Origin of the sequence: Paraburkholderia hospita, from assembly GCF_002902965.1 — a bacterium.
Lineage (GTDB): Bacteria > Pseudomonadota > Gammaproteobacteria > Burkholderiales > Burkholderiaceae > Paraburkholderia > Paraburkholderia hospita.
Window position 1 is genome coordinate 645,749 of record NZ_CP026105.1, and the last position, 13,678, is coordinate 659,426.

At 63.1% G+C, this 13,678-nt stretch carries 14 protein-coding genes; 6 read left to right on the forward strand and 8 right to left on the reverse strand.

Features of this window, described 5'->3' with window-relative positions; all coding sequences use genetic code 11:
- Window positions 1–9 precede the first annotated feature (9 nt).
- A complete protein-coding gene (locus C2L64_RS02815) occupies window positions 10–522 on the reverse strand; it encodes a flavin reductase family protein (protein ID WP_007578904.1) in 513 nt (170 codons plus the stop codon).
- A gap of 317 nt (window positions 523–839) precedes the next feature.
- Here C2L64_RS02815 and msrA point away from each other — a divergent pair, with 317 nt between their 5' ends.
- Window positions 840–1,391, forward strand: coding sequence for a peptide-methionine (S)-S-oxide reductase MsrA (gene msrA / locus C2L64_RS02820; protein WP_090838697.1), 552 nt, complete (start codon window positions 840–842; stop codon window positions 1,389–1,391).
- Between the two features lie 50 nt (window positions 1,392–1,441).
- Here the strand turns inward: msrA and C2L64_RS02825 are convergent, their stop codons facing one another.
- From C2L64_RS02825 to pdxH, 3 genes are all read right to left on the reverse strand, one after another.
- Window positions 1,442–2,596 carry a DUF72 domain-containing protein gene (locus tag C2L64_RS02825; RefSeq protein ID WP_090838699.1) on the reverse strand — a complete coding sequence of 385 codons (1,155 nt, stop codon included), beginning with the start codon at window positions 2,594–2,596 and terminating at the stop codon, window positions 1,442–1,444.
- A gap of 101 nt (window positions 2,597–2,697) precedes the next feature.
- The gene (locus C2L64_RS02830) at window positions 2,698–3,912 is read right to left on the reverse strand and encodes an SAM-dependent methyltransferase (protein ID WP_007743228.1); all 1,215 of its coding nucleotides are present in this window, start codon (window positions 3,910–3,912) and stop codon (window positions 2,698–2,700) included.
- A gap of 176 nt (window positions 3,913–4,088) precedes the next feature.
- Window positions 4,089–4,727 (reverse strand): pyridoxamine 5'-phosphate oxidase, encoded by a 639-nt coding sequence (pdxH, locus tag C2L64_RS02835; RefSeq protein WP_007578894.1) that lies wholly within the window; start codon window positions 4,725–4,727, stop codon window positions 4,089–4,091.
- Between the two features lie 211 nt (window positions 4,728–4,938).
- Between pdxH and tcdA the strand changes: the two genes are divergently transcribed.
- On the forward strand, window positions 4,939–5,799 hold the full coding sequence (gene tcdA / locus C2L64_RS02840; RefSeq protein WP_007578889.1) for a tRNA cyclic N6-threonylcarbamoyladenosine(37) synthase TcdA: 861 nt from the start codon (window positions 4,939–4,941) through the stop codon (window positions 5,797–5,799).
- Window positions 5,800–5,878: 79 nt separating this feature from the next.
- Here the strand turns inward: tcdA and trxA are convergent, their stop codons facing one another.
- Together trxA and C2L64_RS02850 are read right to left on the reverse strand one after the other, a co-directional pair.
- The gene (gene trxA, locus C2L64_RS02845) at window positions 5,879–6,727 is read right to left on the reverse strand and encodes a thioredoxin (RefSeq protein WP_090838701.1); all 849 of its coding nucleotides are present in this window, start codon (window positions 6,725–6,727) and stop codon (window positions 5,879–5,881) included.
- 118 nt (window positions 6,728–6,845) lie between these two features.
- Window positions 6,846–7,727 (reverse strand): pirin family protein, encoded by an 882-nt coding sequence (locus C2L64_RS02850; protein WP_042316704.1) that lies wholly within the window; start codon window positions 7,725–7,727, stop codon window positions 6,846–6,848.
- A gap of 163 nt (window positions 7,728–7,890) precedes the next feature.
- Here C2L64_RS02850 and C2L64_RS02855 point away from each other — a divergent pair, with 163 nt between their 5' ends.
- The 3 genes from C2L64_RS02855 to C2L64_RS02865 all read left to right on the forward strand — a co-directional run bounded on the left by C2L64_RS02855 (window position 7,891) and on the right by C2L64_RS02865 (window position 9,475).
- The gene (locus C2L64_RS02855) at window positions 7,891–8,127 is read left to right on the forward strand and encodes an antitoxin (RefSeq protein ID WP_007743226.1); all 237 of its coding nucleotides are present in this window, start codon (window positions 7,891–7,893) and stop codon (window positions 8,125–8,127) included.
- The gene (locus C2L64_RS02860; RefSeq protein WP_090838703.1) at window positions 8,127–8,528 is read left to right on the forward strand and encodes a type II toxin-antitoxin system VapC family toxin; all 402 of its coding nucleotides are present in this window, start codon (window positions 8,127–8,129) and stop codon (window positions 8,526–8,528) included. The genes C2L64_RS02855 and C2L64_RS02860 overlap by 1 nt, the downstream gene beginning before the upstream one ends.
- Before the next feature lie 65 nt (window positions 8,529–8,593).
- Window positions 8,594–9,475 (forward strand): EamA family transporter, encoded by an 882-nt coding sequence (locus C2L64_RS02865; protein WP_090838705.1) that lies wholly within the window; start codon window positions 8,594–8,596, stop codon window positions 9,473–9,475.
- An 832-nt stretch (window positions 9,476–10,307) separates the two neighbouring features.
- Here the strand turns inward: C2L64_RS02865 and C2L64_RS02870 are convergent.
- Together C2L64_RS02870 and tsaE are read right to left on the reverse strand one after the other, a co-directional pair.
- Window positions 10,308–11,867, reverse strand: coding sequence for an N-acetylmuramoyl-L-alanine amidase (locus C2L64_RS02870; protein ID WP_007739792.1), 1,560 nt, complete (start codon window positions 11,865–11,867; stop codon window positions 10,308–10,310).
- A complete protein-coding gene (gene tsaE / locus C2L64_RS02875; protein ID WP_007739791.1) occupies window positions 11,849–12,403 on the reverse strand; it encodes a tRNA (adenosine(37)-N6)-threonylcarbamoyltransferase complex ATPase subunit type 1 TsaE in 555 nt (184 codons plus the stop codon). The genes C2L64_RS02870 and tsaE overlap by 19 nt, the downstream gene beginning before the upstream one ends.
- Window positions 12,404–12,444: 41 nt before the next feature.
- On the opposite strand from tsaE, the gene queG reads away from it, so the two are divergent.
- Window positions 12,445–13,677, forward strand: coding sequence for a tRNA epoxyqueuosine(34) reductase QueG (gene queG, locus C2L64_RS02880; RefSeq protein ID WP_407671745.1), 1,233 nt, complete (start codon window positions 12,445–12,447; stop codon window positions 13,675–13,677).
- Window position 13,678 lies beyond the last annotated feature (1 nt).

Sequence of the window (13,678 nt, forward strand, 5' to 3'; positions counted from 1 at the left end):
GCCGGCCTGTCAGCCGAGCCGCTTCAGGCCGTGAAAATCGCCGTTCTGGAACACGAGTGGTTCGGTTTCGCTGGCCTGATCGTGGACGCCGCAGCGCTCCACTTCACCGACAAAAATGACGTGATCGCCTTCGTCGTAGCGGCTGCGGTTATGGCATTCGAACCATGCGAGCGCGCCGTCGAGCACGGGCATGCCCGTGTCGCCCGCCGCATGCGACACCCCTTCGAAGCGGTCGCCCTTGACGGTTGCAAAGCGCTTGCACAGATCGAGCTGCGTCGAGGCCAGCACATTGACGACATAATGACTGTTCGAGCGGAACACGGGCATCGAGGCCGAGCGTGTCGCAAGACTCCACAGCACGAGCGGCGGCGCCAGCGAGACGGAATTGAATGAACTGGCCGTGATGCCGATCAACGCGCCAGACGGCGCACGTGTCGTAATGACGGTGACGCCCGTCGCGAACTGGCTGAGCGCGCGGCGAAAAGCGCCGTTGTCGAAATTGGGCGGGTTGGCGTGCTTCATCGGCTGATGCATTCTGGCGAATGGACCGCTTGATGAAGCGACCAGAGGGAAAAAAACGGTTCGAAGGTCATGTAGAAATTCGGCGAATTGTCCCAATTTTAACTGCAATCGCAGAGGGCCAGGCGCGAGCGCGTGGCGGGACAAGGGCGGCCGCATGGTACGGATGGTGCGTGCGGGCTGCATGAATCCCGAAAAGGGCGGAGTATTGCGCCGGTCGGATGCGGTGAAGCATCGGGTGTCCACAGTGACTGCGGCGAGCCCAGCGCGTTTTTGTCCGAAGGGCAAGCGTCGCGGCGAGCCAAATTCAAGGAGCGAGCATGAGTCAGTCAGTCGAGACCGCCACGCTGGGCGGCGGGTGTTTCTGGTGTCTGGAGGCGGTGTATCTGGGCGTCGATGGGGTGACGTCGGTGGAATCGGGGTATGCGGGCGGGCAGGTCGACAATCCGTCGTACGAGCAGGTCTGCGACGGCGACACGGGGCACGCGGAAGTCGTCAATGTCGAGTTCGATCCGGCGCGCATCACTTACCGCGAGATCCTCGATATTTTCTTCGCGATCCATGATCCGACCCAGCTTAACCGCCAGGGAAACGATGTCGGCACGCAATACCGGTCGGTGATCTTCACCCACTCGGACGCGCAGCGCGACACGGCGTTGCAGGCGATCCGCGAGATCGGCGCCGAAGGCATCTACGACGGCCAGATCGTCACGCAGGTGCTGCCGCTGGACGGCAACTATTTTGCTGCCGAGGTGTATCACCAGAACTACTTCGCGCAGCATCCGGATCAGGGCTATTGCGCGTTCGTCGTCGCGCCGAAGGTGGCGAAGTTCCGGCAGAAGTTCGCGCATCGGATCAAGGCCGGCGCGTGAGCGCGGACTGATCGTCGCGCATTGATGTAGCAGCTTGCGCGGCGCAGGTCCTACGCGGACTGCGCCGCGTTTTCTTTTTGTGCGCCGCGAAGACGCTCGCAGGCGGCAGCGATTTGCGCCGCGAGCTTTACGCAGGTCAGCGGCGCGGAGCCTTCGGCCTTGTTGTTCGCGGCGATCAGCACCGGCTGGCCTGCAATCGCGTAACGCGCCGCCAGCTCGGCGAGCGCGGTGCGGGTGTCGGGGTCTTCGTCGACGAGTTTGTCGAACGGTTCGTACTTTGCTTTTGCCTGTTCGTACTTGAAGCCGCCGTGCAGGCTCCAGCGCACGATCAGCGGCCCTGACGGCGCTTCATCCAGCAACGCAAGCGCGGCGGCCTGCCGCGACGGATCGGGCATCCGCGCGTGAATGCCGACGCAGTAGCGCACGCCCGTCGCCTTTAGCGCGCGAATCAGGCGCGGCGTCAGCATCGACGCATCGCGGATTTCGACGGCGTAGCAGGTATCGCCTTCGAGCGGCGGCAGCGCCGCCAGGAACGCCGTCAGCCGGTCGACGAAGAGGGCCGGCCGCGCGAGCATTTCATTCGGCAGCGGCGAGAACTGGAACACGAGCGCGCCCGCTTTGGCGCCGAGCCCGTCGATACACGGCCGCACGAATTCGGCGATGGCCAGCTGGGCGTTCAGAAAGCAGGGATTCTCCGACACCGGCTCGCCGCGTTCGGCGCGCACGGTCGCGTCGGTGACGAGCGCGGGCGCCTTCACGATGAAGCGGAAATGGTCCGGCACCTGCTGCGCGTAACGCAGATAGTCGGTGAGCGTGAGCGGCGCGTAGAACGAGCGGTCGATGCTCACCGTGCGCAGCAGCGGATGCGCGCCGTAGGCGGTGAGGCCATCGCGCGAGAGCTTGCTGTTGCTGTAGTCGTCGCCGTAGACGATGCCTTTCCAGCCGGGAAAGGACCATGTCGAGGTGCCGAGATGCACTTGCGGCGGCAACTGGCTGGCGAGGTGAATGACTTCGTCGGAAGGCGGCGCGGCGAGAACATCGCGGGCGCGGCGCTTTTTCGGTGGCGCGTCGCTGGGCGCGGCAGCCGTTTCCGACGAAGCTTTGGGTACGGAAGCAACGGCGACAGGCGCCTGCTCGACGGGATTGCCGAACATGTCGAGTTGCAGGGAGGCGTCGGGCGTTTCGGGTGCCGCTTCTTCTTCCATCGATCCGTTACGAGAGACAGTGCGCTGACGCTGATGAACTACGTCCGCCTCGGGCCGATGCATGAGCGCCACGGGCCCGAAGCGGAATCCAGTCAGCGATTTTACAGCGCCTTCTCGTACATGAAGCGGCGCGACCAGGGCAGCGTCGTCGCGCTGCGGCCCGCCTTGCGGCACACCACCTGATAGATCGATACGTCGTCGTTCTCGAACGCATACGCGCAGCCCGCGAGGTACACGCGCCAGATGCGGAATCTCTCGTCGTCGACGAGCGACTTCGCTTCTGCCGCTCTCGCCTCGAAGTTCTCGGCCCAGATGTCGAGCGTGCGCGCGTAGTGGCGGCGCAGGCTTTCGATATCGAAAGCTTCAAGCCCGCCGCGCTGCATCGTTTCGAGCGCGAGACTGATGTGCGGCAACTCGCCGTCGGGGAATACGTATCTGTCGATGAACTCGCCGCCGCCCAGCGCCGTTTCACCGCTGTTGTAATCGGTCGACGTGATGCCGTGATTCATCGCGATGCCGTCATCCGCGAGCAGGTCGTGAATCTTCTGGAAGTAGCCGGGCATATTCTTTCGGCCCACGTGCTCGAACATGCCGACACTCGTGATGCGGTCGAACTGCCCCTGGACGTCACGGTAGTCCTGCAGCCGGATTTCGATCTGGCCTTCGAGACCGGCTGCTTTCACGCGCTGCGTCGCGAGGTCGAACTGGTTCTGCGACAGCGTCACGCCCACGCACTTCGCGCCGAACTTCTGCGCCGCGCGCAGCACGAGCGCGCCCCAGCCGCAGCCGATATCGAGCAGACGCTGGCCCGGCTGCACCTGGATCTTCGTCAGGATGTGATCGATCTTCTTGATCTGCGCGGTGGCGAGGTCTTCGTCGCCGTTCTCGAAATACGCGCACGAGTACACCATGTTCTCGTCGAGCCACAGCTTGTAGAACTCGTTCGAGACGTCATAGTGATACTGGATCGCCTTCTTGTCCGACGTTTTCGAGTGGTTGAAATAGCGCCGCACGCGCGCGAGCTTGCTCGCGCTCGTTACCGTGCTGCGCGCCAGCGAATAGCTGATGTTGATGATGTCCGACAGCTTGCCTTCGATGTCGATCTTGCCCTTCACGTACGCCTCGCCCAGATTGTCCAGGCTCGGTTCGAGCAGTAGCGGCAGCGCGGACGCGCTATTCACTTTCAGTGTGACCTGCGGCGCGGCGAACGTGCCGAAGTCATGTTGCTGGCCATCCCATAACACCAGGCGCGCCGGGATATTGGCCTTCGTTTTTACTTCGTCTACCCACTGCGCCAGCTTCTTCTCCCAGAACATGTGATTTCTCCGTGTCCAATGAATCAAAGCAAAGCCTGTCGAACCACAGTGCGCAGCGCGCGAGCCGGCCTTGGCCGCGCTGTCTGATGTGGAGCCGCGCGCACGCGATTCTGCCGTCGGCGCAACGCGTCATGCAATGTGAAGCAGGACGGGCCGCGCGCCGGTGCATCGATGTGTCAGGGCGACAGACGGGCGATCGTCCAGTCGGCGCTGCCGCTACGCGTGTAGAGCAGCCGGTCGTGCAGACGTGAAGGCCGTCCTTGCCAGAATTCAATCGCGTCGGGAATCAGGCGATAGCCGCCCCAGTGCGGGGGCCGGGGCGGACTGTCCCCGTATTGTGCAATGAATTCGCGTTCTCGCGCTTCCAAAGCGGCACGGCTTTCAATCACCTTGCTCTGCTCGGACGCCCATGCGCCGATGCGCGAGCCGACGGGACGCGATGCGAAGTATGTGTCGCTTTCAGCGTCGCTCGTCTTGACGACTGCGCCCTCGACGCGCACCTGGCGCTCGAGTTCGATCCAGTAGAAAAGGAGGCTTGCGTGTGGGTTCTGCGCGAGGTCGAGGCCCTTGCGGCTCTCGTAGTTCGTGAAGAACACGAACCCGCGCTCGTCGACACCCTTGATCAGTACGATGCGCGCCGAAGGCCGGCCGCGCGGGTCGACCGTCGCAAGCGTCATCGTGTTCGGTTCGGGGAGTTGCGCGTCGATGGCCTGTTTGAACCATACGTCGAACTGACGGAACGGGTTCGGGTCGGCGTCGGCAATGTCCAGCGAACCGAGCGAATAGTTTTTGCGAAGGTCGGCAAGAGTGCTCATGTTTTTATGCAAGCGCTACAGTGTGGAACCAGTATAGCGAAGGACAAAGTTTTCTGCGTTGAGGCGTGTCGTGTGGGCCGCGCGTTGAAGCTGCTGACGCCGCAATCCGCGGGCGTGCGCCGGCGCGATCAGGCAAAATACAGGGTTGAAAGCATGCAGATATCCGCAGGATATTGCAATGCCGTAGTCCGAATCAGCGAAGCTACCCATCATGTCCACGCCTCTCGTCACCGAGCATTCCGATATTACTACCGACTCCAGCGCGCATGAAACCGCCGACCGCGCCCGGCGTTTCGGCGGCGTCGCGCGCCTGTACGGCGCGCCGGCGCTCGCCGCGTTCGAGCGCGCGCACGTTGCCGTGATCGGCATTGGCGGCGTCGGCTCGTGGGCGGCGGAAGCGCTCGCGCGCACGGCGATCGGCCGGATCACGCTGATCGATCTCGACAACGTCGCCGAGAGCAACACGAACCGGCAGATTCACGCGCTCGACGGCAACTACGGCAAGCCCAAGGTCGATGCGATGGCCGAGCGCATCCGGTTGATCGATCCGCAGTGCGATGTGCGCGTGATCGAAGATTTTATCGAGCCGGGCAACTTCGACACGGTGCTGGGCGGCGGCTTCGACTACGTGGTCGATGCGATCGACAGCGTGCGCACGAAGACGGCGCTGATCGCGTGGTGCGTCGAGCACAAGCAGCCGTTGATCACGGTCGGTGGCGCGGGCGGCCAGCTCGATCCGACGCGTATCCGTATCGACGATCTCGCGCAGACCATTCAGGACCCGCTGCTGTCGAAAGTGCGCGGCCAGTTGCGCAAGCAACATGGCTTTCCGCGTGGGCCGAAAGCGAAGTTCAAGGTGAGCGCGGTGTATTCGGACGAGCCGCTGATCTATCCGGAAGCGGCCGTCTGCGATATCGACGAAGAAGCTGAGCACGTCACGACGTCGCCCGGTCATCATGGCCCTGTGGGCCTGAACTGCGCGGGCTTTGGATCGAGCGTGTGCGTGACGGCGAGCTTCGGCTTTGCGGCCGTGGCGCATGTGCTGCGCGCGCTGGCGAAGAACGCGGCCTGAAGCGCGGCGGCTTACGCTTTCTCGCCTGAATGAAAAAACGCGGCACATGGCCGCGTTTTTCATGGTCGAGCGAGAACGATCAGTTCAACAACGCACTCAGCTTGCGGCGCCATTTCGCGACCAGTTCCGGCTGATGCGCGGCGAGATCGAACACGGACAACATCGTCTTGCGGCCGATGTCTTCGCGGAACGTGCGGTCACGCGTGACAATGGCAAGCAGATGCTCGAGCGCCGGATCGTACTTGCGCCGGGCAATGAGCGCGCTTGCCAGATCGAAGCGCGCTTCGAGGTCGTCGGGATTGCTGGCGACGGCGGCTTCGAGCGCATCCGTGGGCGGCAGGTCGGAGGCGGCGTCGACGGCATCGAGCCGCGTCTTGATCGCGTTGTAGCGCGCGTCGATGCCCTGCGTCGTTTTGGGCGACAGCAGATCGTTTTCCTTCTGCGCTTCTTCGGCGCGGTTGTCTTCGAGCAGCAGCTCCATCAGATCGAGCCGTGCTTCGTCGAAACCCGGGTCATAGGCGAGCGCGGCCTTGAGCGCGTCGTACGCATCCTCGCGGCGGCCTTCGGCGATCGCTACGGCCGCTTCCGCGCGCGACGCTTCCGCGCCGTCCGGCACGAGGCGGTCGAGGAACTCGCGTAACTGGCCTTCCGGCAGCACGCCGATGAACTGATCAACGGGCCGTCCGTCCGCGAACGCGACGACGTGCGGAATGCTGCGCACCTGGAAATGCGCGGCCAGCTCCTGGTTTTCGTCGACGTTCACCTTCACGAGCCGCCATTTGCCTTCGTACTCGGCCTCGAGCTTTTCGAGCATCGGGCCGAGCGTCTTGCACGGTCCGCACCACGGCGCCCAGAAGTCGACGAGTACGGGCGCGAGCATCGACGCGCTGATGACGTCCTTTTCGAAAGTGGCGAGGGTGGTGTCCATTGCTGTCTCTTCCTTGGATCGGTAGGCGAAGTAGTTGGGGGCGGCCTGAGTCGTTTCAATACAGGGCTTCATCGGCCCTTTCGCGCCGCTGCGCCGCTCCCCGCGGATGTCTGCCAGTCTAGCGCGGCTTGCGCTCGGGCAGCGGTATCCATTCGGTCTCGCCGGGCACCTTGCCCATTTCCTGGTTGGTCCACGCGAGCTTTGCCCGCTCGATCTTCTCGCGCGAACTCGCGACGAAATTCCATTCGATAAAGCGCTCGCCGTCCAGCTTCTCGCCGCCGAGCAGCATCACCGTCGCGCCTTTCGCGCTCGCTAGCGTCACGGTTTCGCCGGGCGTGAGCACGGCCATCGTCGCGACTTCGAGCGGCTCGCCATCGAGCGACAGGTCGCCGTCGACGAGATACACGCCGCGCTCGTCGTGCTCCGGTTCGAGCGCGAGCACGCTGCCCGGTGCGAAATGCGCGGCGGCATACAGCGTGCCGGAGAACGTGCGCGCCGGCGACGTCTGGCCGAACGACGTGCCCGCGATGATGCGCAGCGTGACGCCGTTGCGTTCGATCTCCGGCAGCGTGGCACCCGCGTGATGTTCGAACGACGGCTCGGCGTCTTCATCGGCGAGCGGCAGCGCGACCCACGTCTGGATGCCGTGTACCGTCGAGCCATTCGTGCGGTCGGGTTCCGGCGTGCGCTCCGAGTGAACGATGCCGCGGCCCGCCGTCATCCAGTTGACGTCGCCGGGAACGATCTTCTGTTCGGAGCCGAGGCTGTCGCGATGCATGATCGCGCCTTCGAACAGATAGGTGACGGTCGCGAGTCCGATATGCGGATGCGGGCGTACGTCGAGCCCCGTGCCGGCAGGCAGCGTGGCGGGGCCCATGTGGTCGAAGAAGATGAACGGGCCGACGAGACGCGCGGCCATCGCGGGCAGTACGCGCCGCACGGCCAGATTGCCGATGTCGCGGACGTGGGGCTTCAGAACCGCTTTGATCGATGAGGACATGACGGGCTCGGTTGGTGGGGACAGGGTGAATCATTTTACTGCCGGGCGGCGACACACGCGTTTCAGGGACGTGCCGACGCAGTGTGCACACACATGTATGTACGTGGATTCGCAAATTGCGCTATAGTACATACATCGTACACACATGATGTCTGGAGGAATGATGCCGATGACCAGAATTTTCCGTAACGGCAATTCGCAAGCAGTGCGGATTCCTGCGGAGCTTGCTTATGAGAGCCTCGATATGGAGGTGGAGATCGAGCGGGTCGGCGACGAATTGCGAATCCGGCCTGCACGTCGGCCGTTGACAGGTGTGTTGCGCAAGTTCGCGAAGTTCGGCGACGACTTCATGTCGGAAGGGCGGGGCGATCAGGAGCAGGCGGATCGGGAGGGCCTGTAATGCCGCGCTTCATGCTCGACACGAATATGTGCATTTATTTGATGAAGAACCAGCCGGAAGAAGTCGCGCGGCGGTTCGAGCAGTGCTTTATCGGCGATGTCGTCATGTCGGCCATCACCTATGCGGAACTCGAGTATGGCGTCGCCGTGTGCGCGAATCGCGCGCGCGAGCGGCGCAATCTGGCAGCGCTGATTGAAGACATTCCCGTCTTGCCATTCGACGTCAAGGCGGCGAGCGCTTACGGACCGATTCGCGAGGCGACGCGCGAGCGCAAGAAAGATCACTTCGACAAACTGATTGCCGCGCACGCCGTTTCAGTTGGTGTCACGCTCGTGACGAACAACGAGCGCGACTTCGCCGCCTATCCGGGCCTCAACGTCGAGAACTGGCTAAACGGCTGAGCACCGTTGCCGGATAGCTCGGCTACACTCTCATGCTCTGATACAGAGCAAACACAGGAATGTAGATGTCACCAAAAGACCTGCTGCTGGCGCTGGTCGTTGTCGTTGCGTGGGGTGTGAACTTTGTCGTGATCAAGGTTGGGCTGCATGGTGTTCCGCCGATGCTGCTTGGCGCGCTGCGCTTCATGCTTGCCGCTTTTCCCGCTGTGTTCTTTATCAAACGGCCGCAGATGCCGTGGCGCTGGCTCATCGCCTATGGCGCGACGATCTCGCTCGGGCAGTTCGCGTTTCTGTTTTCGGCGATGTATGTCGGCATGCCGGCTGGCCTCGCGTCGCTCGTGCTGCAGGCGCAGGCGTTTTTTACGCTCCTGTTTGCCGCTTTGTTTTTGCATGAGCGCTTTCGCGTGCAGAACGTGCTCGGGCTCGTTGTCGCGGCGATCGGGCTTGCCGTGATCGGTCTGCAGGGCGGAGCCGCGATGACGCTTGCCGGGTTCATTCTCACGCTGTGCGCGGCTGTGATGTGGGCACTCGGCAATATCGTCACCAAGAAAGTCGGTAAGGTCGATCTGGTGGGCCTCGTAGTGTGGGGTAGTTTGATTCCGCCTGTGCCGTTCTTCGTGCTGTCGTATCTGCTCGAAGGGCCGCAGCGGATCGGGGCTGCACTGACGGGCATCGGCGCTTCGTCGGTGTTCGCGATCGTTTATCTCGCGTTTGTTGCTACGCTGGTTGGGTATGGGCTTTGGAGCCGGCTGCTGTCGAAGTATCCGGCGGGGCAGGTTGCGCCGTTTTCGTTGCTCGTGCCGATTGTTGGGCTGGCGTCGGCTTCGCTGTTTCTCGGCGAGTCGTTGTCGGGTGCGGAGATTGGTGGCGCGGTTTTGGTGATGGCGGGGCTTGCTGTTAATGTGTTCGGTGGGTGGGTTGTGCAGAGGTTGCCCCTCGCGCGGTGATGGTTGGTTGGGGTGGGTTGGGGGGCGCTGGTATTCGCGATGCGGCGGTGTTGGCGTTTGCGCTGGCATCCGCGATTTGCCTTCGTGCTTCAAGCGTCGCCCCTGTGCGGGGCGGCACCTACTTTTCTTTGCCACCGCCGCAAAGAAAAGTAGGCAAAAGAAAGCGGCTCACACCGCCAATCCTTGTTCTTGCCTGAGGGCCCCCAAAGGTTCCTACACTTCACACGGCGGCATTTCTGTTCGCGTTCGTTGCCAACGCTTCGAATGAGCGCCTCACCCACTTCAAACATCCGAACTTGGGCTAGCGGCAGCGAATGGTATGTGCCGCCCAGGTGGCAAACTGTGTGTACGTTGTCGCATCGTATAGCCTGGCGCTCTTACATGGTGGTGCGCGTGCGCTATCTGTCCGAAGTGAGGCGTGTGTGCCTCTGCGGCCTACACACAGTTTGCCACCTGGGCGGCGGCGGAATATCTGGCACGGCGTGCCGCAACGCGGGCGCGTGGAGCAGGTGAGGCGCTCTTTCAATGCGGTGGCAACGAGCATGAGTCATGTGATTGCCGTGTGAAGCGTAGGAACCTTTGGGGGCCCTCAGGCAAACATAAGAACTGGCGGTGTTAGCCGCTTTCTTTTGCCTACTTTTCTTTGCGGCGGCAAAGAAAAGTAGGTGCCGCCCCGCACAGGGGCGACGCTTGAAGTACGAAGGCATAACGCGGATGCCAGCGAAAAGGCAAACCCACAGGGGCGACGCATGAAGCACGAAGGCAAAACGCGGATGCCAGTGAAAGGCAAAGCAAACCACCCAGCGTCGCAGACAAAAACCAAAACCCCAGATCAGGTCATCCGATTCTTAGCCAGCGGCGGATTAGCCGCAAAATACCGCTTAATCCCGGTCATGATCGCGCTAGCCATCTTCTCCCGATACGCATCATCATTCAGACGACGCTCCTCATCCGGGTTACTGATAAAAGCGGTCTCAACAAGAATCGACGGAATATCAGGCGCCTTCAGCACGGCAAAGCCAGCCTGCTCAACAGACCCCTTATGCAACCTGTTGATCCCACCAATCTCCTTCAGCACAAAATTGCCATACCTCATCGAATCGCGAATCTGCGCCGTCGTCGACATATCGAACAACGCGCGGTTCACGCTCGCATCGGCGGACTTGATGTTGATGCCGCCAATCTGATCCGACGAGTTCTCCTTATTCGCCATCCAGCGCGCGGCCGCGCTCGACGCGCCATGCTCCGACAGCGCGAACACCGACGAGCCACTCGCTTCCGGCGTAGTAAACGCATCCGCGTGAATCGACACAAACAGGTCCGCGCCGACGCGCCGCGCCTTCTGCACACGCACGTTCAGCGGCACGAAGAAGTCGGCGTCGCGCGTCATCATCGCGCGCATGTTCGGTTGCGCATCGATCTTCGCGCGTAGCTTCTTCGCGATATCGAGCGCGACGTGCTTCTCATACGTGCCGCTGCCGCCAATCGCACCCGGGTCCTCGCCGCCGTGACCCGGATCGATCGCGACCGTCAACAGGCGCACCGTGTTGCTGCCCTTCTTCGGGGTGGTGAACTTGTAGGCGTCGTCGCCGCTGTCGCCGTCGTTGTCCGCATCGTTGTCGTTATTGCGCGCGATGACGGGCGGCGCAGGCGTCGGCGTGGGCTTCGACGGAACGTGCGGCGTGGGCGCAGGCGCCGTATGCACGGGCGGACGCGGCGCGGGCGAGGGCGACGAAGGCGCGTTGTTCTGCGCGTACTTCTCGAAGAACGCGTCGGTGTTGTCGGCAGGCGGCGCAGACGGGCCGCTCAACGTCGCGGCGGGTGGCGCAGCCGGTGGCGCGGCGTTGTCATCCAGTTGCTGTTGCTTGCGCTCCGACTGCGCGAGCAGTTCCATCAGCGGATCGGGCGCGACTGCGGGATACAGGTCGAACACCAGACGATATTTGTACGTGCCCACGGGCGGCAGCGTGAACACCTGCGGCTTCACCGAGCCCTTCAGGTCGAACACCATCCGCACGACATGCGGCTGATACTGCCCGACTCGCACGGATTGAATCTGCGGATCGTTCGGCGCAATCTTCGAGACGAGGTCCCGCAACGCCTGGTCGAGGTCGAGCCCACTCAGATCGACCACCAGCCGGTCGGGCCCTTGCAGCAACTGCTGCGTGTTCTGCAGCGGCTGGTCGGACTCGATGGTCACGCGCGTGTAGTCGCGCGCGGGCCACACGCGCACGCCCAGCACCGACTGCGCCCACGCCAGACGCGGCGCGACAAGCCCGAGGACGAGCGTGGAAGCGCCCGCGCGAAGAATCTGCCGGCGGCGCCAGTTATGCGTCGCGGTGGCCGCCGATTCGATCGAGCGGAACGGTTTGATCAACATCTTTCGAGACATGCCTTTCCTGGTTCGCTATACGCCCGGGCGATCAGCATGCGGCCATCGCCGTCGACGTCGAGCGAGAAGACGAGATCCGGCACGCCCAGCAGAGTGCCCGCGCGCTCCGGCCATTCGACGAGGCAGATAGCGCCGCTGTCGAAGTATTCGCGAAAGCCTGCGTCGGCCCATTCGGCCGGATCGGTGAAACGGTAGAGATCGAAGTGATACAGCTCGAGTTCCCCATCCGGCCGTTCGACCGCATAAGGTTCGACGAGCGTATAGGTCGGGCTGCGCACGCGGCCCGCGTGTCCGAGCGCGCGCAACGTGGCGCGCACGAGCGTCGTTTTGCCGGCGCCCAGGTCGCCGTGCAGCTGCACCTGGAGACCGTTGAATCCGTCATGGACCGTCGCGCTGGCTTCGCTGCGCACGCCGTCGATCGCATGCGCGAAGCGCTCGCCGAATGCCATCGTCGCGGCTTCGTCCGCGAGCGCAAACTGGCGCTCGAGCAGGACAGCGGCGGAAGGTCGATTCGCGGGACCGGTGTGATCGGGCATTCTCGTAAAATGACGTAATGAACCAAGGCCAGCAGCATTCCATGTCGGACCCACATCGCGATCCCCATTCGCCGCTCGAAACGACGAATAATGAAGCACCCGTCACGCGTCGCCATGATGATGCGCAACTGGCTGCGCTCGCTTCGCGTATCAAAGGCTGGGGACGCGAACTGGGTTTCGGCGCGGTCGGCATCAGCGATATCGATCTGTCGCACGCTGAAGCGGGCCTTGCAGCCTGGCTCGACGCGGGTTGCCACGGCGAGATGGATTATATGGCCAAACATGGGATGAAACGTGCGCGGCCAGCCGAGCTTGTGGCCGGCACGCGACGCGTGATCTCGGTTCGCATGGCTTATTTACCGGCTTCTTCAGGGGCGCGAAAGGGCGATGAAAGTGCAGTCGCCGACGTTCAACATGATTGGCGTCTCGACGAACGCGCGCGTCTCGAAGACCCAACAGCGGCCGTTGTGTCGATCTACGCGCGCGGCCGGGACTATCACAAGGTCATGCGTAACCGCTTGCAGCAACTGGCTGAGCGGATCGAGGCGGAGATCGGGCCGTATGGCTATCGCGTGTTCACCGATTCGGCGCCCGTGCTCGAAGTCGAGCTTGCGCAAAAGGCAGGCACGGGTTGGCGCGGCAAGCATACGCTGCTGCTGCAACGGGACGCGGGGTCGCTGTTCTTCCTCGGTGAAATCTTCGTCGACGTGCCTCTGCCGACAGATGCCGAAACATCGCCCGAAAGCGCGCCTGAAACGCCTGGCGCGCATTGTGGCAGCTGCACGCGTTGCATCGGCGCATGTCCCACGGGGGCGATCGTCGCGCCTTATCAGGTCGATGCGCGGCGCTGCATCTCCTATCTGACGATCGAACTGAAGGGCAGTATTCCCCAAGACTTGCGGCCGCTGATCGGCAATCGTGTGTATGGATGCGACGATTGCCAGCTCGTGTGTCCGTGGAACAAGTTTGCGCAGGCCGCGCCCGTCGCCGATTTCGATGTGCGTCACGGGCTGGATCGCGCGTCGCTGGTCGAGCTGTTCGGCTGGAGCGCAAGCGACTTCGATACGCGCATGCAGGGCAGCGCGATCCGCCGGATCGGCTACGAGTGCTGGCTGCGTAATCTCGCCGTCGGCATGGGCAACGCGCTGCGCGCCGCGCGGGATACGCTTTCCGCCGATGCCCGTGCGGCCATCGTCGACGCGCTGCGCCAGCGTGCCGACGATCCCTCGCCGCTCGTGCGCGAGCATGTCGAGTGGGCGCTGGAAGCGGCGTGAG